Origin of the sequence: Pseudomonas sp. TJI-51, from assembly GCF_000190455.2 — a bacterium.
GTDB lineage: Bacteria > Pseudomonadota > Gammaproteobacteria > Pseudomonadales > Pseudomonadaceae > Aquipseudomonas > Aquipseudomonas juntendi.
This window is the reverse complement of the sequence record NZ_AEWE02000112.1, coordinates 1-18,225: the sequence shown is the minus strand read 5'-3', so window position 1 is coordinate 18,225 and position 18,225 is coordinate 1. Positions and strand designations below refer to the sequence as shown.

16 protein-coding genes and 6 pseudogenes are annotated in these 18,225 nt (G+C 57.3%); 10 read left to right on the top strand and 12 right to left on the bottom strand.

The window, feature by feature from the left end:
* Nucleotides 1–152 (top strand): annotated as a pseudogene (locus G1E_RS28455) (IS4 family transposase); the annotation flags it as partial.
* Between the two features lie 320 nt (nucleotides 153–472).
* Nucleotides 473–703 carry a hypothetical protein gene (locus G1E_RS21555; protein ID WP_009681584.1) on the top strand — a complete coding sequence of 77 codons (231 nt, stop codon included), beginning with the start codon at nucleotides 473–475 and terminating at the stop codon, nucleotides 701–703.
* Nucleotides 704–993: 290 nt separating this feature from the next.
* Here the strand turns inward: G1E_RS21555 and G1E_RS27925 are convergent.
* Nucleotides 994–1,496: pseudogene (locus G1E_RS27925) on the bottom strand (transposase); the annotation flags it as partial.
* 86 nt (nucleotides 1,497–1,582) lie between these two features.
* On the opposite strand from G1E_RS27925, the pseudogene G1E_RS21545 reads away from it, so the two are divergent.
* Nucleotides 1,583–2,598, top strand: a pseudogene (locus G1E_RS21545) (IS110 family transposase).
* Between the two features lie 235 nt (nucleotides 2,599–2,833).
* On the opposite strand, the pseudogene G1E_RS27920 reads toward G1E_RS21545, so the two are convergent.
* The 6 genes and pseudogenes from G1E_RS27920 to G1E_RS21525 form a co-directional block, all read right to left on the bottom strand.
* A pseudogene (locus G1E_RS27920) lies at nucleotides 2,834–3,038 on the bottom strand (IS5/IS1182 family transposase); the annotation flags it as partial.
* A gap of 26 nt (nucleotides 3,039–3,064) precedes the next feature.
* Nucleotides 3,065–4,600, bottom strand: a pseudogene (locus G1E_RS21540) (IS66 family transposase).
* Nucleotides 4,601–4,663: 63 nt separating this feature from the next.
* The gene (tnpB, locus tag G1E_RS29780; RefSeq protein WP_003189483.1) at nucleotides 4,664–4,999 is read right to left on the bottom strand and encodes an IS66 family insertion sequence element accessory protein TnpB; all 336 of its coding nucleotides are present in this window, start codon (nucleotides 4,997–4,999) and stop codon (nucleotides 4,664–4,666) included.
* On the bottom strand, nucleotides 4,996–5,316 hold the full coding sequence (locus G1E_RS27915; protein WP_009681580.1) for a transposase: 321 nt from the start codon (nucleotides 5,314–5,316) through the stop codon (nucleotides 4,996–4,998). Before G1E_RS27915 ends, tnpB begins: the two co-directional genes overlap by 4 nt.
* 417 nt (nucleotides 5,317–5,733) lie before the next feature.
* Entirely contained in the window at nucleotides 5,734–6,078 is a 345-nt protein-coding gene (locus G1E_RS28450) for a hypothetical protein (protein WP_154211951.1), read from the bottom strand.
* Between the two features lie 175 nt (nucleotides 6,079–6,253).
* Entirely contained in the window at nucleotides 6,254–6,556 is a 303-nt protein-coding gene (locus G1E_RS21525) for a ribbon-helix-helix domain-containing protein (protein ID WP_009681578.1), read from the bottom strand.
* A gap of 207 nt (nucleotides 6,557–6,763) precedes the next feature.
* Here G1E_RS21525 and G1E_RS21520 point away from each other — a divergent pair, with 207 nt between their 5' ends.
* The 5 genes from G1E_RS21520 (at nucleotide 6,764) to G1E_RS27905 (ending at nucleotide 10,520) form a co-directional block, all read left to right on the top strand.
* On the top strand, nucleotides 6,764–7,156 hold the full coding sequence (locus tag G1E_RS21520) for a VOC family protein (protein WP_009681577.1): 393 nt from the start codon (nucleotides 6,764–6,766) through the stop codon (nucleotides 7,154–7,156).
* A 121-nt stretch (nucleotides 7,157–7,277) separates the two neighbouring features.
* Complete coding sequence (locus tag G1E_RS21515; RefSeq protein WP_009681576.1) at nucleotides 7,278–7,838, top strand: hypothetical protein; 561 nt, start codon at nucleotides 7,278–7,280, stop codon at nucleotides 7,836–7,838.
* A 10-nt stretch (nucleotides 7,839–7,848) separates the two neighbouring features.
* Nucleotides 7,849–9,417: a GMC family oxidoreductase gene (locus G1E_RS21510; RefSeq protein WP_009681575.1), complete on the top strand. Its 1,569-nt coding sequence runs from the start codon at nucleotides 7,849–7,851 to the stop codon at nucleotides 9,415–9,417.
* Nucleotides 9,414–10,208 carry a hydroxyacylglutathione hydrolase gene (gene gloB, locus G1E_RS21505; RefSeq protein WP_016486914.1) on the top strand — a complete coding sequence of 265 codons (795 nt, stop codon included), beginning with the start codon at nucleotides 9,414–9,416 and terminating at the stop codon, nucleotides 10,206–10,208. Before G1E_RS21510 ends, gloB begins: the two co-directional genes overlap by 4 nt.
* Nucleotides 10,209–10,229: 21 nt before the next feature.
* Nucleotides 10,230–10,520, top strand: a complete 291-nt coding sequence (locus tag G1E_RS27905; RefSeq protein ID WP_009681572.1) for a cytochrome c5 family protein — start codon at nucleotides 10,230–10,232, stop codon at nucleotides 10,518–10,520.
* Nucleotides 10,521–10,681: 161 nt separating this feature from the next.
* On the opposite strand, the gene G1E_RS29775 is transcribed toward G1E_RS27905, so the two are convergent.
* The 5 genes and pseudogenes from G1E_RS29775 to G1E_RS28980 all read right to left on the bottom strand — a co-directional run bounded on the left by G1E_RS29775 (nucleotide 10,682) and on the right by G1E_RS28980 (nucleotide 13,251).
* Nucleotides 10,682–10,972, bottom strand: a complete 291-nt coding sequence (locus G1E_RS29775; protein ID WP_236183105.1) for a hypothetical protein — start codon at nucleotides 10,970–10,972, stop codon at nucleotides 10,682–10,684.
* Nucleotides 10,973–10,981: 9 nt separating this feature from the next.
* Nucleotides 10,982–11,335: pseudogene (locus tag G1E_RS29770) on the bottom strand (hypothetical protein); the annotation flags it as partial.
* 116 nt (nucleotides 11,336–11,451) lie between these two features.
* Nucleotides 11,452–11,934: a (2Fe-2S)-binding protein gene (locus tag G1E_RS21495; protein WP_009681570.1), complete on the bottom strand. Its 483-nt coding sequence runs from the start codon at nucleotides 11,932–11,934 to the stop codon at nucleotides 11,452–11,454.
* A 66-nt stretch (nucleotides 11,935–12,000) separates the two neighbouring features.
* Complete coding sequence (locus G1E_RS28985) at nucleotides 12,001–12,531, bottom strand: cytochrome c (RefSeq protein WP_016486912.1); 531 nt, start codon at nucleotides 12,529–12,531, stop codon at nucleotides 12,001–12,003.
* Between the two features lie 51 nt (nucleotides 12,532–12,582).
* Complete coding sequence (locus G1E_RS28980) at nucleotides 12,583–13,251, bottom strand: cytochrome c (RefSeq protein ID WP_197899466.1); 669 nt, start codon at nucleotides 13,249–13,251, stop codon at nucleotides 12,583–12,585.
* Nucleotides 13,252–13,731: 480 nt separating this feature from the next.
* On the opposite strand from G1E_RS28980, the gene G1E_RS21485 reads away from it, so the two are divergent.
* Entirely contained in the window at nucleotides 13,732–16,587 is a 2,856-nt protein-coding gene (locus G1E_RS21485) for an FAD-binding and (Fe-S)-binding domain-containing protein (protein WP_009681569.1), read from the top strand.
* 3 nt (nucleotides 16,588–16,590) lie between these two features.
* A complete protein-coding gene (gshA, locus tag G1E_RS21480) occupies nucleotides 16,591–18,168 on the top strand; it encodes a glutamate--cysteine ligase (protein WP_009681568.1) in 1,578 nt (525 codons plus the stop codon).
* Nucleotides 18,169–18,225: the final 57 nt, after the last annotated feature.

The window sequence follows — 18,225 nt, the reverse complement described above, 5'->3', positions numbered from 1 at the left end:
GAAACCAGGGGCGATTCAGTGCTCAGGGGCTGAGCAATGTGCTGGCCTTGATGGCTAAAAGCCTCAGTGCCGTACGCTCAGGCCGTAGCTTTGCGCGCCAACGCAAACGCGCAGCCAGCCGAGGTTGTGGGGGCTACAAACCGACGCGCTGAAGAAACACCACCGCCCAACCTCCGTGTGCAAAAAAAGCTGGCCACAAGCGGTCGGCATAGGCTCGTCCGGAGAACGAGAAATCTCGCCTAGACAGCCGGGCCGGAACAGACGATGATCACATCACCGCCAGCCCAGTTAGACCGCCTGATTGAGCGGCAGAGGCCTGGTCATCGCCCGACGGCCATGGCAGCTGGCTGCTTCGGGGGGCTTACCTTGGGCAGGGCTGCAGCTTAGGTTGATGACATTGCAACAGGCCCTAGCCCAGAACGATGACAATATCTGCATGCCATAAACCTCACCCGGGCCGTGCAATTGTCCGATGAGCCTATCGTCGGCTTTGGCCTGCTCCGGCAAAACCGGCGGCATGACTTCGCTGCCCAATCTCGACCAACTGCCCCCTGAACAACTGCGCGCTCTGGCGGCGCAGTTGATGCAACGTGTCGAGAGTCTCGATCAGAAAGTCGAGACAATGGGCAAGAAGATCCACCGCGACCAAACGGTTAGCCCAGACACCTTATGGAGCGATGCTAACTACCCAGTGGTTGGCTGAGGATGGACACTGGTTCATCTTGAATAGACGAAACCTGTCGACACTCTGGGGCAGCTATCGGCCGATTCTGTTGAAAAAGTCGATTTTTACGGACATGGGTTGTCAGCAGGTCGAAAAGCGCTCAATTTTCGCGTTGCTATGTAAAATCTAATGCATTTCTGCCTTCTGAGCGAGTCAGATTTTAACGTCGCTCACCTTCTTTCATAGGCGAGCGACGCTACGAGACTTTTTCAACAGAATCGGCCAAAAGCAGTCATCCAGGTTTCCACCTAAGACAACCATGTGGGGGGCTACCGGCCAGGGATGAATACCCGGAGGACTGTGGATTTCCCAGTTTGGTTTGCGGCCATGCTGGCCGGATGGATCCACAGACTCGCCAGCGCAAACAACGTCGTCAGTTGCGCCGTGTTCTTGGCCACGCCGCGAAAGCGAGTTCTCACATAGCCGAACTGAAGCTTGATCACTCGGAACGGATGCTCGACTTTCGCCCGTACCTGCGCCTTGACCTTCTCGATCTGGCGCTTGGCTGAGTAGAGCACGCGCGTTGGCCCAAGTGCTTGTAGGTGCTGCGTCGCGCAGCGATCTGCCAGGTCGCCGGTCGCCCTTCATGCTCCGGTCGTTTCTCAACGCCGGTATAGCCCGAATCGGCATTGGCGACGTTCGCTGCGCCATGCAGTAGATGTGAAACTTCCGTCACGTCAGCCACGTTGGCGGCTGTGCCATGGACATGATGTACCAGGCCCGATTCTGCGTCGGCTCCGATATGCGCTTTCATGCCGAAGAAGTACTGGTTGTCTTAATGAGATGGTCAGCCCAGTTCGAGAAACCCGGTGAGTCTAGACTTACCGGGTTTCTCTCTTGACCGAAGGAGGATCTCTCATGAACACCGTAACGCTTCTAGGTATCGACATCGGCAAGAACACCTTCCACCTGCATGGCCAGGATGCGAGAGGAAATCAGCTCATGCGCAAGAAGCTCAATCGTTGCCAATTGCTGCCGTATCTGGCGCAGTTGCCAAGCTGCAAAATTGCATGGAGTCCTGCGGCAGTTCGTAATGGCTGGCTAGGCAGATCGAGGGCTTGGGCCACCGCGTGCAATTAATCGCGGCGCAGCATGTGAAGGCCTACGTCACTGGCAACAAGAATGACTTTATCGATGCAGAGGCCATCTGCGAAGCCGCGTCGCGACCCAGAACCCGCTCGGTTCCAGTAAAGACCCTTGAGCAGCAGATCCTGTCGACTGAGCACAAGCTGCGCAAGTCTTGGGTGGATAATCGCACGCGAATCATCAACCAGGTGCACGGTGTCCTGCTGGAGCTCAGGATCATTTTCCCCATTGGACATGCTGCTCTGGAGCAGGTGCCCGCTTTGATGGAACGCCATGAGCTGCCGATTCGACTGCGTAATGCGGTTGAGCGAATGCTGCTCGATATTCAACGCCTGACGAGAGATATCAAGGGGATCGATGTCGAGATCAAACAGCAGTTGTCTGAGGACGCCGCCGGCATGCGCTTGCTGAGCATCCCCGGCATCGGCCCTCTCACCACTAGCGCGCTGGTGGCCGATGTCGGTGACGCTTCGACTTACAAACGCTCACGCGACTTTGCCGCGTCACTCGGGTTGGTGCCTCGACAGTATTCAAGCGGTGGCAAGACGAGCTTGCTTGGCATCAGCAAGCGCGGCGACAAGTATCTGCGCTGCCTGCTGGTGCAAGGCGCTCACGCACTGATGATACGAATCGACAAGCGTGACGATGCACTCGGAGCTTGGGTAAGAAATCTTTTGGCTCGCAAGCCCCCGAACAAAGTCGCCTGTGCGCTGGCCAACAAGACGACAAGAATCGTCTGGGCAGTATTAGCCCGAGGCGGCAGCTACAACGTGAAACAGATGGCTTGACCTAACCGACTTACCACCGGCTTTTGCGACGACAGTGATGATGACGATAAACGGCAGACATCCCAACTGAAAACCTGAAAACGAAGATAGTTTTTAAAGCTGATCCCTTTATCAAGGACAATTGGGAGCGACTTCTCATCAAGGGCCGAGCGCTAATGAACGTGCTCACCACGAGCCCGGATACATTAGCGCAAGCATGCTTTACCGTTCATCAAACTGCGTTGCAGGAGGTGGGCTGACTATACATCTTCGTCTGGTGCATTTCCGGATCGCGCTTGCCATCCTTGTTCTTGGTCGAACTGGGCGCGTGGATGATGGTGGCATCGACAATCGTACCCTGGCGTAGCGACAGACCTCCCTTTGTCTTGCAAATAGTTGTTGATGGTTTCCAGAATCCCTGCCGCGAGTTGTTGCATCTCCAGCAGGTGCCGGAAAGTAAGCGTCCGCCCAACTCACCTTGTGCAAGTCAGGCTGGCACCCACTGATGCGGCAGCAACTGCTCAATCTCGCTGGCCCGCTGCGTCGGCAGCCGCGTCAGCACATTCTTGAGATAGGCATACGGATCATGCCCATTCATGCGCGCTGATTGGATCAGGCTCATGATCGCAGCCGCCCGCTTACCGCTGCGTAGCGACCCGGCAAACAGCCAGTTCGAGCGCCCGAGTGCCCATGGCCTTATCTGGTTCTCGACTTGGTTGTTGTCGATGGGCACAGCCCCATCGTCTTAGTAGCGCGTCAGCGCTACCCAGCGTTTCAGGCTGTAGTCGAGGGCTTTGGCCGTGGCTGATCCGTTGGGCACCAAGTCGCGCTGGGCCAACATCCACTCATGCAGTGTTTTGCTGATCGGTACCGCCAACTCCTGACGTAATCGCCACCGATCTTCATCGCTCATGTCCCGTGCCTGGCGCTCGATCTCGTATAAACCGCCAATCGAATGCAACGCCTGTTCGGCCAACTGGCTTTTGTTCGCCACATGCAAATCGAAAAACTTGCGACGGGCGTGGGCCATGCAGCCGATTTCAGTGATGCCTTGCTCAAAGCCAGCTTTGTAGCCAGCGAAGTCATCGCAGACCAACTTGCCGTTCCAGTCGCCGAGGAAGTTGCGCGCATGTTCGCCAGCACGGCTTGAGCTGAAGTCGTAAACCACGGCTTTGAGGGCCGAAAACGGCGTCGTGCTGTAGGCCCAGACGTAGGCCCGGTGGGTTTTCTTCTCGCCCGGTGCAAGCATTTGCACGGGCGTTTCATCAGCATGAATCACGCCCTGCTTCAGCAACGCCTCACGCAATGCATCGACCAACGGCTGGAGCCGCACGCCGGTTTGTCCAACCCATTGGGCCAAGGTCGAGCGAGCGATTGCCAGCCCGGCGCGGCCAAAGATTTTCTCCTGCCGATACAGCGGCAAGTGATCGGCAAACTTGGCCACCATTACGTGGGCCAGCAAACCTGCGGTTGGGCTACCTTTGTCGATAACCTGCGCTGGCACCGGCGCCTGGATCAGTATTTCGCACTGGCGGCAGGCCCATTTGCCACGTACATGTTGCTCGACGGTAAACACACCAGGCGTGTAATCCAGCTTTTCGCTGACGTCTTCGCCGATGCGTTGAAGCTGGCAGCCACAGGCGCACTGAGTGTTTTCGGGTTCGTGACGAATCACCGTACGTGGAAACTGCGGCGGCAAGGGCGCACGTTTCGGGGATTGCCGTGGCTCGGCCTGTGGTGAAGCTGGGATGAGCTTTTTCAGCTCTTCTTCGATAGCTTCAAGGTCTGTGTCGAGGAGGTCATCCAGCAAGCTGTCTTGTGCTGGGCTGATCTGCTCGCTGGGCTTGGCAAACTTGTGGCGCTTGAGCAGGGCGATTTCGAACTTGAACTGTTCGATGAGAATTTCATCGTTCTGGATCTTCCTGCTCATCGCCTCGACTTGGGACTGCAATTGCAACGCCTGTGCCGCCAAGGCACGAAGCTGTTCCGGAGTCATCTGGTCGAGGTTGGGCAAGAAAGTCATGCCGCCGATTGTGCCAGAGCAGGCCCGAAACGACGACAAGCAGACCGGCCAAATGGCCGGCGGTTACAGCATGCTGATCACGCCGCCTGAGCCGACCCGCTGCCACGGCAGGCCCAGCACCAACGCCTGGAGTTGCTCGCTGTCGAGTTCGACCTCACAGCCGTGGCGAATTCCGGGCCAGTGAAACTTGCCTTGATTCAGGCGCCGCGCGGCAAGCCAGACGCCCACGCCATCGTGCACCAGCACTTTCATCCGGTTAGCACGGCGATTGGCGAACAGATAAGCGCAGTGCGGCTTCGCCGCACCGAACACCGCGATCACCCGGGCCAAAGCCGTTTCGGTACCGGCGCGCATGTCCATCGGCTCGGTGGCCAGCCAGATTGCATCAATGCGGATCATTGAGCGACAGCCCGGATAAATTGCGCACAGCCCTCGGGATCCGAGGCTGGCCATCTCACTGTGATCAATTGGCCGGCCATGGGCAACTCGATGATCACTGAGGCTTCGGCTGGCCGTTTAGGTGCGGCTTTTAGCGGAACGAACGCCGGTAGTGAAGTCGCTGCGGGCTGGTCTCGATAGAGCGGCATCCATTTGCGGATGACATTGGCATTGATGCCGTGGCTGATGGCGACACTCGATACGGTTGCCCCAGGTTGCAGGCATTCCTGAACGACCTGGGCTTTGAATGGTTTCGGATAAGAGCTTCGTTGGCGCATGGAAATCCTGGCGATAAGGGCGATCGCGTCCGCTTAAAAATACCCGGACACCATCGCCCTAAAAGCTGGAGTTCGTAAGGTGAGTTCACCGGACGCTTACTGTTGGCTGCCTGCAAGCCTGCGTATTCAATGATACGGTCTCGATTTGATCTCGCGACCTGGGCAAGCGCTGAGGCTTCGTGGATAGCGAGGTCGGAACACAGGCCTTGGTGGTAACAGCTCAACAGATAGCGTATTGCGGACGCCGCAGCTACGCCATTCCCTGGGTCTAGCTTCAGCGCTGCCAATCGGGCGTCATGGGCTTCACTGAAGCGGAAGCTTCCTTCCAGCTGATTAGCAAGGTTCGTCCAACTCTGTGTGCGAATGGCATCTGCAGCCTCAGTGTTCTGAGCCACGTGCCAGAAGTAGCCACGGGCTTCAGCCCGCAGGGCCTTGGTAGATTCGAGGTGGGTCTAGCCGATCACCTTCTTCGCTGGTGAAAGCCGCTGCACTGATTATTGCCGTGGCCAGGTTGAACTTCACATCAGGGGTTGGGAAGGTCGAATGAAGCTCTCGGTACAGTGCAAGTCCTTCCTCAACAGCGTCGCGCGCCTGAATCAACACACCTGCGTTTACCAGAGCCGCAGCCTGAATAACCTTAAGGTTTGGCGCCTGTGGGCCATCAGCGACGATTCTTCGCGCTTCCCTGATTGCTGCACCTGGATCGGTGTCCTCCAAATGGTTCAAACGGGCCAGCAGCTCTTGGAAATCGTAATTCGCCAAAGGTAACGCCTCTGCAGTTGGAATATGCCAATAAGAAGCCGTGCCACACGCCCTACCCTAAAAACAGCCTCGTCAGCACGTTGCCTAATACTCTCGCCTCCTGTGAGGTGCGCCTAAGAGTGGTCGGTTGCCGGCAGATGAGCACCTGCCAGGACACCGTCACGAGGCAGTTCACTTACCCCGCTGCGATCGAAAGTGGCACCACCCTATTGGCCACCTGCTTTTGGCTGAGGTAGCGGGTGCAGCTCACCCTCAAGAACGAGGCAAAATTCACCACTTCTCCCCGGTAATCCATGACTTCCTCGTACAGCTTAGCGATGAGTTGGTTCGTGCTGACACCATCCGCTGAAGCGATCTCGGTCAGGATGTCCCAGAACTGGTTTTCTAGACGCAGGGTGGTAACCACGCCCCGGATGCGCAAGGAGCGCGAGCGCGATTCATAGAGAATCGGGTCTGCCTTCACGTACAGCTCACACATGATGCCTCCGCTGGTTTCACCTGGCTAAGTCGCGTCGTGGGCATATGCCCACACCTGAAGCTACCTTCCCAAGGCATCACGCGGGTAATACACCGCTATTACACGTGCCCATTTCGCTGCCGAGGCGCACGTAATAGCCACTTATTACCCACCAGATTTTCATTCTGCCATCTTGAGTGCATAACAACACCACAGGAAAGCCTGATAATGTCGAAATTCCTCCACACCATGATCCGCGTAGGTGACCTGGATGCCTCCATGAGTTTCTACGGACAAGCATTCGACCTGCAGGAATCCCATCGCCTTGAGTTCGACGATTTCTCCCTCGTGTACCTGCGCGACCAGCAAAGCGGCGCCGAAATCGAACTGACCTGGAACAAGGGCCAAGACAGCTACACCCACGGCAGTGGCTATGGCCATGTCGCCTTCGCAGTAGAAGACCTTGATCTCCATCACGCTCGCTTGAGCGAAATAGGGCTCTCACCTGCCCCCATCAAGGAATTCAAACGTGGCGAGGAGATGCTCGCTCGCTTCTTCTTCATCCAAGACCCCGACGGCTACAAGATTGAGGTGCTGCAGCGCGCCGGCCACTACCAGTAACGCAACCACAAGCATCAGACGCCTAGGCGTCGTCTATTAATACAGCGCGGAAAAACGCCACTCCCCAACAAAGCAGCACCCGTGATGTCAGGCTCCTAATAACAACAACAAGGAGAACAGCATGCAGGATATACAAGCCAGCCGCCGTAGCTTTCTGAAAGGCAGCGGCGGAATTCTCTTGGGCACGTTGCTTTTCACCTCCGGCCCCATTGCCCTGCTCGCCCCCAGTAAAACCTGGGCGCTCGAGATGAAAATGCTGAACAACGATCAAGCCGCACGACTGATCGTTGTGGTGCGCCGGATCTACCCTCACGATCAGATGGAAGACGCTGTGTACGCCTTTGCGATCAAAGCACTGGACGACCGCGCCGTTACTGACCCCTCCATTCTTCCCCTGCTTGAACAAGGTTTGAACGAGCTGGACAAGTCTGCCGACGGCGCCTGGCTGAATCTGGATGAGCCACGCCAATTGGCCTTGCTGGAGTCCATCCAGACCACCCCGTTTTTCACCCTGATCAGATCAGTATCGGTCAATGCTCTTTACAGCAATGAACTCGCCTACCAGCACTTTGGCTACGAGGGCGCCTCCTTCCCCAAAGGCGGCTACTTGATGCGCGGCTTCAACGATCTGAAATGGCTGCCTGCTGCCCCTACCGAAGCCAGTCCCCCCGCCTTTTCCTGAGGATGCGTACATGACTACATTCAATTTCGACGACGACTCGGTAGTGGTGATCATCGGCTCTGGTGCGGGTGGCGGGACACTGGCCAATGAACTGTGCCAGAAGGGTATTCCAGTCGTTCTGCTGGAAGCTGGACAGCGCCAATCCTCTGCCACATTCATCAATGACGAATGGCCTTCATTCGAGCAATTGTCCTGGGGCGATACTCGCACTACCTCGGGCTCGTGGCAGATCGCCAAGGACTTCCCGAATCTCCCCGCCTGGATCTGTAAAACCGTCGGTGGAACCACCACTCACTGGGCAGGTGCCAGCCTTCGATTCCAGGAGCATGAATTCCGAGCGCGGCAGACCTACGGCGACATCAAAGACGCGAATCTGCTCGACTGGCCACTGACGCTTGCAGAATTGGAGCCCTTCTATGCAAGGGCAGAAGACAAGATGGGCGTGACGCGCACCAACGACATTCCTGGACTGCCGGGAAACAACAATTTCCAGGTGATGTACAACGGTGCTCGCAAGCTTGGTTACAAGAAATGCAGTACCGGCCACATGGCGATCAACAGCCGTGCTCGCGCAGGACGTGCTCAATGCATGCAACTCGGATTCTGCTTCCAGGGCTGCAAGATGGGGGCAAAGTGGTCAACGCTGTACACCGAGATTCCAGCAGCGGAAGCCACAGGTAAGCTCGAGCTCCGCACGCAGGCGCACGCAGTGAAGATCGAGCACGATGCCAAGGGACGCGCGACTGGAGTGGTCTACGCGGATGCGCAGGGACGACTGCAACGCCAGAAAGCGCGTCTTGTTGCGGTCGCAGGCAATGCCATCGAAACGCCCCGCTTGCTGTTGAATTCGACCAGCACATTGTTCCCTCATGGGATTGGCAACGGTTCAGGGATGGTTGGTAAGCACTACATGCGCCATACCACCGGCTCAGTGTTTGCGGAGTTCAAGGATCCGGTGCACTTCTACCGCGGCACCATCATGGCCGGCCTAATCGGTGATGAGGTGCACTTCAATCCCGACCGAGGCTTTGTCGGTGGCTACGAGATGGAAACCATCTCGCTCGGCCTTTCCTTCATGGCTGCGTTCTTCAACCCCGGCGCCTGGGGGCGCGACTTCACCCGCGTCATGGACAACTACACGCATCTGGCTGGCATGTGGCTGGTCGGTGAGGACATGCCCCGGGAAACCAATCGCATCACCCTGAGCGATACCGTCAAAGACCGCTTCGGCATTCCAGTGGCCAACGTGCACTACGACGACCACCCCAACGATATCGCCATGCGAGAGCATGCCTATCAGCAAGGTAGTGCGGTCTATGAGGCCGTCGGAGCACTGAAGACGCATCGAGTACCACCCTACCCCTCGACTCATAACATGGGCACATGTCGCATGAGCCACAAGGAAGCTGATGGCGTCTGCAATAAATACGGGCAAAGCCATGAAGTCCCGAATCTCTTCATTTCGGATGGCAGTCAGTTCACCACCAGCGCAGCCGAGAACCCTACCCTGACGATCGTCAGCCTCGCGATCCGTCAGGCTGAGTACATTGCCGATGCCTTAAGGACGCATGCGGCATGACTACTACTCCCGACAACCGTTTGGAGATTTGCGCTCTCCCGGCATTCACCGACAACTACATCTGGCTTCTGGCTGATCACTCAAACCAGGCCTGTGCAGTCGTAGATCCAGGTGATGCCGGGCCAGTTCAAGCCTGGCTGGCTGAGCATCCTGGTTGGGTGCTCACTGATGTACTGATCACTCACCACCACAGTGACCATGTGGGCGGTATCGAGAAGCTGAAGTCTGCCTTCGACCTTCTCGTCCATGGCCCGGAAAACGAGCCGATCCCCTATAGGGATCGGCCACTCAAGGATGGTGATCTGATCCAGGTATTGGGACGTACCATCAACGTGATCGGGGTGCCTGGCCATACTTCCGGACACTTGGCTTACCACCTGGTTGATGAGAATGTGCTGTTCAGCGGCGACACGCTGTTCAGCGCCGGTTGTGGGCGCCTGTTCGAGGGTACGCCGCTGCAGATGCTGACCTCGCTCGAATGCCTTGCAGCGCTACCGGAGCAGACGCAAGTCTACTGTGCACACGAGTACACCCTCTCCAACCTGCGTTTTGCATTGGCTGTTGACCCAGACAATCAGCAAATCGCCGAGCGCTTGGCCGAGGTCTGCGAAATCCGTGACCGCGGTGAGTGCACCTTACCGACCCGAATCGGCGTTGAGCGTGCATTTAACCCGTTCCTCCGCGTACGGGAAGCGAAGATCGTTGAGGCTATCGAACGTCACGCGGGGCTGACCATCAGATCCGCCGAGGAATGCTTCGCTGCAATGCGCAAGTGGAAAGACAATTTCTGAACAACAACAAGAGGATCATCTATGAGAAAAACACTGCTGATTGCCGCTACAGCCTTCATGATTGCTTCTGCCCAGGCAGCTCAAGAGCCTGAGGCCGTATTCGCAAAATCCTGCGCCATGTGCCACAACGGCCAACTCCCAAACGCGCCCAAGAAAGGTGATGCAGCTGCGTGGAAACCTCGCCTTGCTCAAGGGCAAGAGGCACTACTCAAAAACGTAGTGAATGGATTGAGTGTCATGCCACCACGTGGGCTCTGCAGTGACTGCAGTGACGAAGACCTCGTGGCAACGATAGGCTGGATGTCTCGCTAACCGATAGGAAAATCGAGCCGCTATAGGACAATGGGGCATCCACAAAGGTCAGCCTTCTTGAGGGCGATGCCGAATTGACCCACGTGCCGACGTAAGACTGCCCCACCTCTAAATCAGCACAAACTCTGCACAACCAATGTTTTTCGAGGAATCAGCCTAGGTCAGTGACATCTCGGCAACTGGGTCAATTCGGCGTCAGCGCCAACACCATATCGGGTCGGTGGCAGCAACGGGCTGGCATACACCATGCCCTCAACTCTGGCGTCGATACCGAAGACGGCGTCACCCGTGGTTTTGTTGGCAATGTCCAGCGAAGTGACCGGTTTACCCACCAGCCTCAGGTCGGCATCGGCCTTCAGTGGCAGCGCTTTCAGCTCCGCTTCGCTGAACTCACGGGTCACGCCCAAGGTGACCAGTTCGGCGTAGGAAATTTCCTGTTTTCCGCAAACCACCCTACCGCCGCGGGCCACACAGGAATCGGGCGAAACGCCCCATTTTTTGGCAGCAGCTTCAATCAATGCCACCCGTCCGGCAGCACCGGCCTGACAGTAAACCGGCCAGCTCTGGGACACCGACCAACTCCCGCCGGTCACCATCAGGCCCCATTTCCTGGCACTGTCCACATGGACGATTTCCACATTTTCCCAAGACACCTCCAATTCGTCCGCAAGGATTCGGGCGATGGAAGTACCCCACGTGCTGGCCCATTTCGACCCGAATGATGTTGACCTTGACCTTGACCTTGCCGGCGTTGTCGATGGAGTACCACACCGAAGGTTCGTAGATTGCGCCTTCACTGGGTAGCGCCGCGTCATCGGTCGTCGCAGGATCCATGGCCGCTAACACGCCGCGTGGAAAGCCAAAGCTGAGCCCCGCCAGGGTCATGGCAACCAGAAAGCCACGGCGAGTCATGCCTGTTGGTCCGCCCGTATTAAACAGCGCGCTCATCGTTGACCTCCTGCCTCATTGCAGCAGCCGCTTTATGAATCGCTTTGCGGATGCGTACGTAAGTCATGCAGCGGCAGACGTTGCCACTCATCACCGCATCGATATCTGCATCGGTCGGATCGGGAAAGTCGCTCAGCAGCGCGGCGGCCTGCATGATCTGACCAGGCTGGCAGTAGCCACACTGTGGTACCTGCAATTTATGCCAGGCCACCTGCAACGGATGATTGCCTTGCTCGGACAAGCCTTCGATGGTGGTGACACTGGCACCCACCACGGCGGAGACAGGCGTGATACAGGAACGGGTGGCTCGGCCACCAACGTGTACGGTGCAAGCACCGCAGGCACCAATACCGCAACCGAACTTGGTGCCGGTCATGTTCAATTCGTCACGGATAACCCACAGAAGAGGCATGTCTGTGTCCACGTCGGCAACTGTTGGCTTGCCGTTCAACATAAACCTGGCCATGGCTCACTCCTCCCGCGAATTAATGCTCAAACCGGGGCTGACGACGAATCTCAGCGACTTTCTGTTTCAGATCGGCCATGGCTGTTCATTCGCCGTTTGTCGCAGGTAAGTGGCAATGGCTGTTATGTCGTCATCATTGAGCGCTTCGCGGAACTGAGGCATGACCACACCGCGAATCCCTTGATCGCTTCTGAAGCCATCGAGTATGACGTTGATCAGATTACTCGGGTCGTCAAGATGAGTAGCGCTGCCCAGGGCCAGCAACGGACGACCTTTCACCAGCTGGCTACTGCTGTAGTGGCAAGCAGAACAGGTGCTGTTATACAGCCGGGCACCATGATCGATCCGCAAGTCTGTGGTCTTGTGCTGTGCCTGGTCAGCGGTCTGGAGTTTAGGACTGGCCGCTGGTTCGTTGTTGTTGTCACCCGCCAACTCGCCAAAGTAAACACTCAACGCTTTGATATCCGCGTCAGGCAAGGCAGACAAGCCCTCATGCACGACAGGCGCCATCGGGCCAGCGGCACTGCCGTGGAATAGAGAGTTGCCAGTACGCAGGTATTCATGGAAGTCCTGCACTCGCCAAGGCAGCGGCGACATGCTGGTGCGGGTCAGCGATGGTGCGACCCAGCCGTCAATCGATGCGCCTTCTTACATGTGACTGTATTTTTCGCCCCCCAGCGCATTACGTGGCGTATGGCAGGCACCGCAGTGGCTGATTCCCTGGGCCAAATAGGCACCGCGGTTCCATTCCTCAGACTTGTCGCTACGCTTTTCAAACGGATCGGTGTTGGCGAACAGCAGTTTCCAGCCTGCTTGCAGAAAGCGAAGATTGATCGGAAACGGAATACCGTTTTCCTTCTTCTGCTGATTGATCGCCGGCACGGATGACATGAGGAAGGCATAGACAGCCTTGATAACGTCATTCGTCATTTTATTGAAGTGCTCGAACGGGAACGCCGGCAACAAGTGATGACCATCGCGGCTGACACCGGCACGCATGGCGCGGATAAACGCCTCTTCTGACCAACGACCGATACCCGTGTCAGGGGCCGGAGTGATGTTGCTGGAGTAGATGGCACCGAACTGGGTGTTCATCTGATAGTTACCCGCGTACTCCTGACCACCCGGGGTAGTTTGACAAGTACGGCAGTAACCGGCAGCGGCCATGATTTTGCCGTGCTCGACCATGTCCGAAGGGAATAGGTTCCTGGTCGGGGGTGTAATGGATCCGATTTCCGGATGCCAAGCGTAAATTCCGAACAATACAGCTCCGGCAACCCCTATACCAATGATGCTGACAAAAATGCGCTTAAGCATTTCACATCACCCCACAGGTTAATGCGTGCATTAAAGGGAGAGCGCAACCCTCTTGGACATTCCGTGTTTTTTGGGTAATCAGTGCGATACAGTGATTGAATTAGAGCGTTTCATTATGACCCTTGGCGGGATTTTGCCCAGCGTTTTTTTAGCGTTTACAACCCGTCAGGAAATACCTCCATCACCACGACGGGTCTGGAACTTCGAACGCGCAACGCATCGTAGTACCAGGCTATTACCCTCCCGCTGCGCGATACCTGCATGATCTGGAACAAGGATCATCACCCTACCTGCAATCGCCCTTCAATCTCTCTGCAACCGGCTAATGGCCGTGTTTACACCCAAGCCGTCAAAGGCCCGGTGTTCCAGGAAAAACGAACGAAGATCGATACAACGATCACAAAAATGCAGGCCTGCTCAACCAGGGGCTTGTTGCCACTGAGATGAGTCATTGCCCTGCCCCACCTCGCCGGAGGATCTGTGAGCCTGCCTGTCAGATTTCGTGAAGCTGTAAATACAATAATTCCGCGTGCGCGGCGATTCGATGACGATCTGTCCATCCTGGCTTTCGGAACGGATGCCAGCTTCTATCGCCTGATTCCGCAACTGGTGATTCGCGTCGAGTCCGAAGATGAAGTGGTGGCGCTGCTGCAATTGGCACAGCGCGACCGGGTTCCCGTGACCTTCCGCGCCGCCGGCACCAGCCTGTCCGGGCAAGCCATCAGCGATTCGGTGTTGATCGTGCTTGGGGATAACTGGAACGGTCGCGAGATCCGTGGCCAAGGCACACAGATCCGCTTGCAACCGGGGGTGATCGGCGCGCAGGCCAATGCCTGGCTGGCACCGTTCGGGCGCAAGATCGGCCCGGACCCGGCCTCGATCAACGCCTGCAAAATCGGCGGCATCGTGGCCAACAATGCCAGCGGCATGTGCTGCGGCACGGCGCAAAACACCTATCACACCCTGGCCGGCATTCGTCTGGTGCTGGCCGACGGCAGCCGTCTCGATACCGAAGACGCCACCAGTATCGCGGCGTTTCGCGCCAGTCATGGCGACCTGCTGGAGCGCCTCGCGACCTTGGGCCGCGAGACCCGCGCCAATGCCGAACTGGCCGCGAGAATTTGCCACAAATACCGTCTGAAAAATACCACCGGCCTGTCACTCAACGCCCTGGTGGATTATGACGAACCTGTGGATATCCTGAGCCACTTGCTGGTGGGCTCCGAAGGCACCCTCGGCTTCATCAGCGCAGTGACCTACGACACGGTGATCGATCACCCGAACAAGGCCTCGGCGCTGATCGTATTCCCGGATGTGGAAACCTGCTGCAACGCCGTCACCGTGCTCAAAAGCCAACCGGTGTCAGCGGTAGAGTTGTTGGACCGCCGTAGCTTGCGCTCGGTGCAGAACAAGCCCGGCATGCACGCTTTCGTACAACAGCTGTCGAACAATGCCTGCGCCCTGCTGATCGAATCCCGCGCGGCATCTACCTCGTTGTTGCAGGAACAGCTGGCGCAGATCATGGCGTCGCTGTCTTCGTTCCCGGTAGAGAAGCAAATCGATTTCACCGAAGACCCGCTGGAAAACGCCCGGCTCTGGGCGATCCGCAAGGACACCTTCCCCGCCGTCGGCGCGGTGCGCAAAACCGGAACCACGGTGATCATCGAGGACGTGACCTTCCCGGTGGAACAACTGGCCCTCGGCGTGAACCGGCTGATCGAGCTGTTCGACAAACATCACTACGACGAAGCGATCCTTTTCGGACACGCACTGGAAGGCAATCTGCACTTCGTCTTCACCCAGGGCTTCAACAGCGCGGAAGAAGTCGCACGCTACCAGGCGTTCATGGACGACGTGGCGCAACTGGTGGCTGTCAAGTTCGGCGGTTCGCTCAAGGCCGAGCACGGTACCGGGCGCAACATGGCACCCTTCGTCGAACTGGAATGGGGTAGCGACGCCTACCAGTTGATGTGGCAGCTCAAGCGCCTGCTCGATCCCAACGGCATTCTCAATCCGGACGTGGTGCTCAGCGAAGACCCGCAAATCCACCTCAAGCATCTGAAACCGCTGCCGGCCGCCGACGAGATCATCGACAAGTGCATCGAATGCGGCTTCTGCGAGCCGGTCTGCCCCTCCAAAGGCCTGACCTTGAGCCCGCGCCAGCGGATCGTGATCTGGCGGGACATCCAGGCGAAGAAACGCGCCGGGGTCGACACCCGCGAACTCGAAGCGGCCTACGAATACCAGGGCATCGACACCTGCGCCGCCACCGGTCTTTGTGCGCAACGCTGCCCTGTAGGAATCAACACCGGCGAGCTGGTGAAAAAGCTTCGTGGCCAGCACGCCACCCATAAGAAAACTGCCAACTGGCTGGAGGGAAATTTCGCCACGGCGCTGCAAGGTGCGCGTTTCACCCTGCACGTGGCCAATGGCGCACGGATGTTGCTGGGTGCGCCACGCCTGGCAAAGTTATCCGCAACCTTGACGCGCTTGTCCAAAGGCCAGGTTCCGCAATGGACCAACGCCATACCACAGCCGGAAAAAGCCATTCGCTTCAGCCCGACAGTGAGCGACGAACGCCCGCGCGTGGTGTACCTGGCCGCATGCGTTTCACGGGCGATGGGGCCGGCGGCGGGCGACAAGGAACAAATGTCGCTGTGCGACAAGACCCGCGGCCTGCTGGAAAAAGCCGGTTACCAGGTGGTCTTCCCGGACAACCTGGACAACCTCTGCTGTGGCCAGCCGTTCGCCTCTAAGGGTTATGCTGAACAGGCCGAACACAAACGCCAGGAACTGATTGGCGCTCTGCGCCACGCCAGCCGTGGCGGACTCGACCCGATCTACTGCGACACCAGCCCCTGCACGTTGCGCCTGATCCAGGACCTGGGCGAAGTACGCCTGGACCTGTACGACCCGGTACGTTTCATTCGTACGCACCTGATGGATCGACTGCAGTTCACGCCGCAGGAAGCGCCCATCGCGGTGCATGTCACCTGCAGCACCCAGCACCTTGGTGAAAGCCAGGCGCTGATCGATCTGGCGCGCAAATGCAGCAACAACGTGGTCATCCCCGAAGGCATTCATTGCTGCGGGTTTGCCGGCGACAAGGGCTTCACCACTCCCGAACTGAATGCACATTCACTGCGCACTCTGAAAGATGCGGTGCAGTACTGCAGCGAAGGCATTTCCACCAGTCGCACTTGTGAGATTGGCCTGAGCCAGCATGGCGGGATCGATTATCACGGGCTGGTGTATCTGGTGGACCGCGTGACCCGAAAAAAGACTGGAACAGCAGGACAACCGGTCTCATCAACCCAACTGTGTGCGCAGGAATGACCCTTGAGTGATCTTCTGTTTCGTCGACAAAGGCTGCTGGCGCAACCGGCCCATTACGACCTGTTGAGTCAATGCCTGAGAGGGATTGAGCGCGAATGTTTGCGCGTGGATTGCGAGGGACTCCTTGCACTGACACCGCACCCTGTCGCACTGGGTTCGGCACTTACCCATCCGCAGATAACCACCGACTACTCCGAATCCTTGCTGGAATTCATCACTCCGGCCATGCCGGGGGCAGTGGAATCCTTGGCCTGCCTGGAGCAAATCCACCGATTCGCTTGCAGCAACCTTGAAGGGGAATTTCTGTGGAGCTTGTCCATGCCATGCCCCCTCCCGGAAGAAGAAAACATACCGATCGCCTTTTACGGCACTTCACATACAGGGCAGTTGAAATATCTTTACCGCAAAGGATTGGCCTTGCGCTATGGCAAAAAAATGCAGTGCATTGCCGGCATTCATTACAACTTCTCGATGCCCGAAGCGCTCTTCGCGCTTCTGCAACGGGAGGAAGGTGATACGCAGGCCCTGCAGGATTATCAGTCAGCGTGCTATATGGCCCTGATTCGTAATTTCAAACGCTACAGCTGGTTGCTGATGTATCTGTTCGGCGCCTCCCCAGCGGTGGAGTCCAGCTTTCTCAAGGGAAGCGCGCACGCACTCGAACGGCTCGATGAGCACACTCTCTACCTGCCCTTTGCCACCAGCTTGCGCATGAGCGATCTGGGTTATCAAAGCCGAGCCCAATCCGACCTCAATCCGAGTTATGACACCCTTGGCAATTACATGGAAATGTTACACCGTGCGGTCTCCACGCCCCACCCAGGCTATGAGGAAATGGGGACTCACCAGGCGGGCGAACGAGTGCAGCTGAGCACTCACACGCTGCAGATTGAAAACGAGTTCTACGCCAGTATCCGCCCCAAACGGGTGACAGATATCGGCGAAAGACCGCTTCAGGCGTTGTTGTCACGGGGCATTCAATACGTGGAAGTGCGCTGCCTGGACATCAATCCATTTATGCCAGCGGGAATGGATCTTGTCCAAATGCGCTTTCTCGATGCGTTTTTGTTGTTTTGCGCGTTGCAGGACAGTCCGCGACTGAGCAGTGATGAGCAACTGCATGCCGATCAAAATTTCCTCAAGGTCGCCAAAGAAGGTCGTCGACCCGGGCTGCAACTGCTGAGGGAAGGACAGAACACCGATTTGAAAACCTGGGCTTGCGACTTGTTGGAGAGCATTCAGCCACTCGGCGCGTTGCTGGATCGAAGCCACGCTGGCGACCTCCATACCGAGGCCGTCCAATCACAGCGAGACAAGGTCGAAAACTGCACCCTGACGCCTTCGGCACAGGTGCTGGAGGCGCTGCGAAAACGAAAATCGAGTCTGGCGCGGTTCGGCCTTCTTCAGAGCAAGCAGCACGCCGAATACTTCAAGGGTCTGGCCGGCGACGAAGAGTCGAATCTGGAGGCGCTGAGCGTCACCTCAAGGCTGCACCAGCAAGCGCTTGAGCGAGCCTCCATAGGCGAATTGGACGCCTATGTCCAAACTTACATCAGCCGCATTTCTCAGCTCCACTCGTGATCATTTTCAATGGGCGCAGAAACTCTTTGCCCCTGTTTAAGAGGGTGTAGACAAAAT

Excerpts from the sequence above, each read along its gene's own strand:
- G1E_RS21555 (WP_009681584.1), top strand. The coding sequence starts at position 473 with ATGAGCCTATCGTCGGCTTTGGCCTGCTCCGGCAAAACCGGCGGCATG.
- tnpB (WP_003189483.1), bottom strand. The coding sequence starts at position 4,999 with ATGATCCGCATTGATGCAATCTGGCTGGCCACCGAGCCGATGGACATG.
- G1E_RS27915 (WP_009681580.1), bottom strand. The coding sequence starts at position 5,316 with ATGCGCCAACGAAGCTCTTATCCGAAACCATTCAAAGCCCAGGTCGTT.
- G1E_RS21525 (WP_009681578.1), bottom strand. The coding sequence starts at position 6,556 with ATGTGTGAGCTGTACGTGAAGGCAGACCCGATTCTCTATGAATCGCGC.
- G1E_RS21520 (WP_009681577.1), top strand. The coding sequence starts at position 6,764 with ATGTCGAAATTCCTCCACACCATGATCCGCGTAGGTGACCTGGATGCC.
- G1E_RS21515 (WP_009681576.1), top strand. The coding sequence starts at position 7,278 with ATGCAGGATATACAAGCCAGCCGCCGTAGCTTTCTGAAAGGCAGCGGC.
- G1E_RS21510 (WP_009681575.1), top strand. The coding sequence starts at position 7,849 with ATGACTACATTCAATTTCGACGACGACTCGGTAGTGGTGATCATCGGC.
- gloB (WP_016486914.1), top strand. The coding sequence starts at position 9,414 with ATGACTACTACTCCCGACAACCGTTTGGAGATTTGCGCTCTCCCGGCA.
- G1E_RS27905 (WP_009681572.1), top strand. The coding sequence starts at position 10,230 with ATGAGAAAAACACTGCTGATTGCCGCTACAGCCTTCATGATTGCTTCT.
- G1E_RS21495 (WP_009681570.1), bottom strand. The coding sequence starts at position 11,934 with ATGGCCAGGTTTATGTTGAACGGCAAGCCAACAGTTGCCGACGTGGAC.
- G1E_RS28985 (WP_016486912.1), bottom strand. The coding sequence starts at position 12,531 with ATGTCGCCGCTGCCTTGGCGAGTGCAGGACTTCCATGAATACCTGCGT.
- G1E_RS28980 (WP_197899466.1), bottom strand. The coding sequence starts at position 13,251 with ATGCTTAAGCGCATTTTTGTCAGCATCATTGGTATAGGGGTTGCCGGA.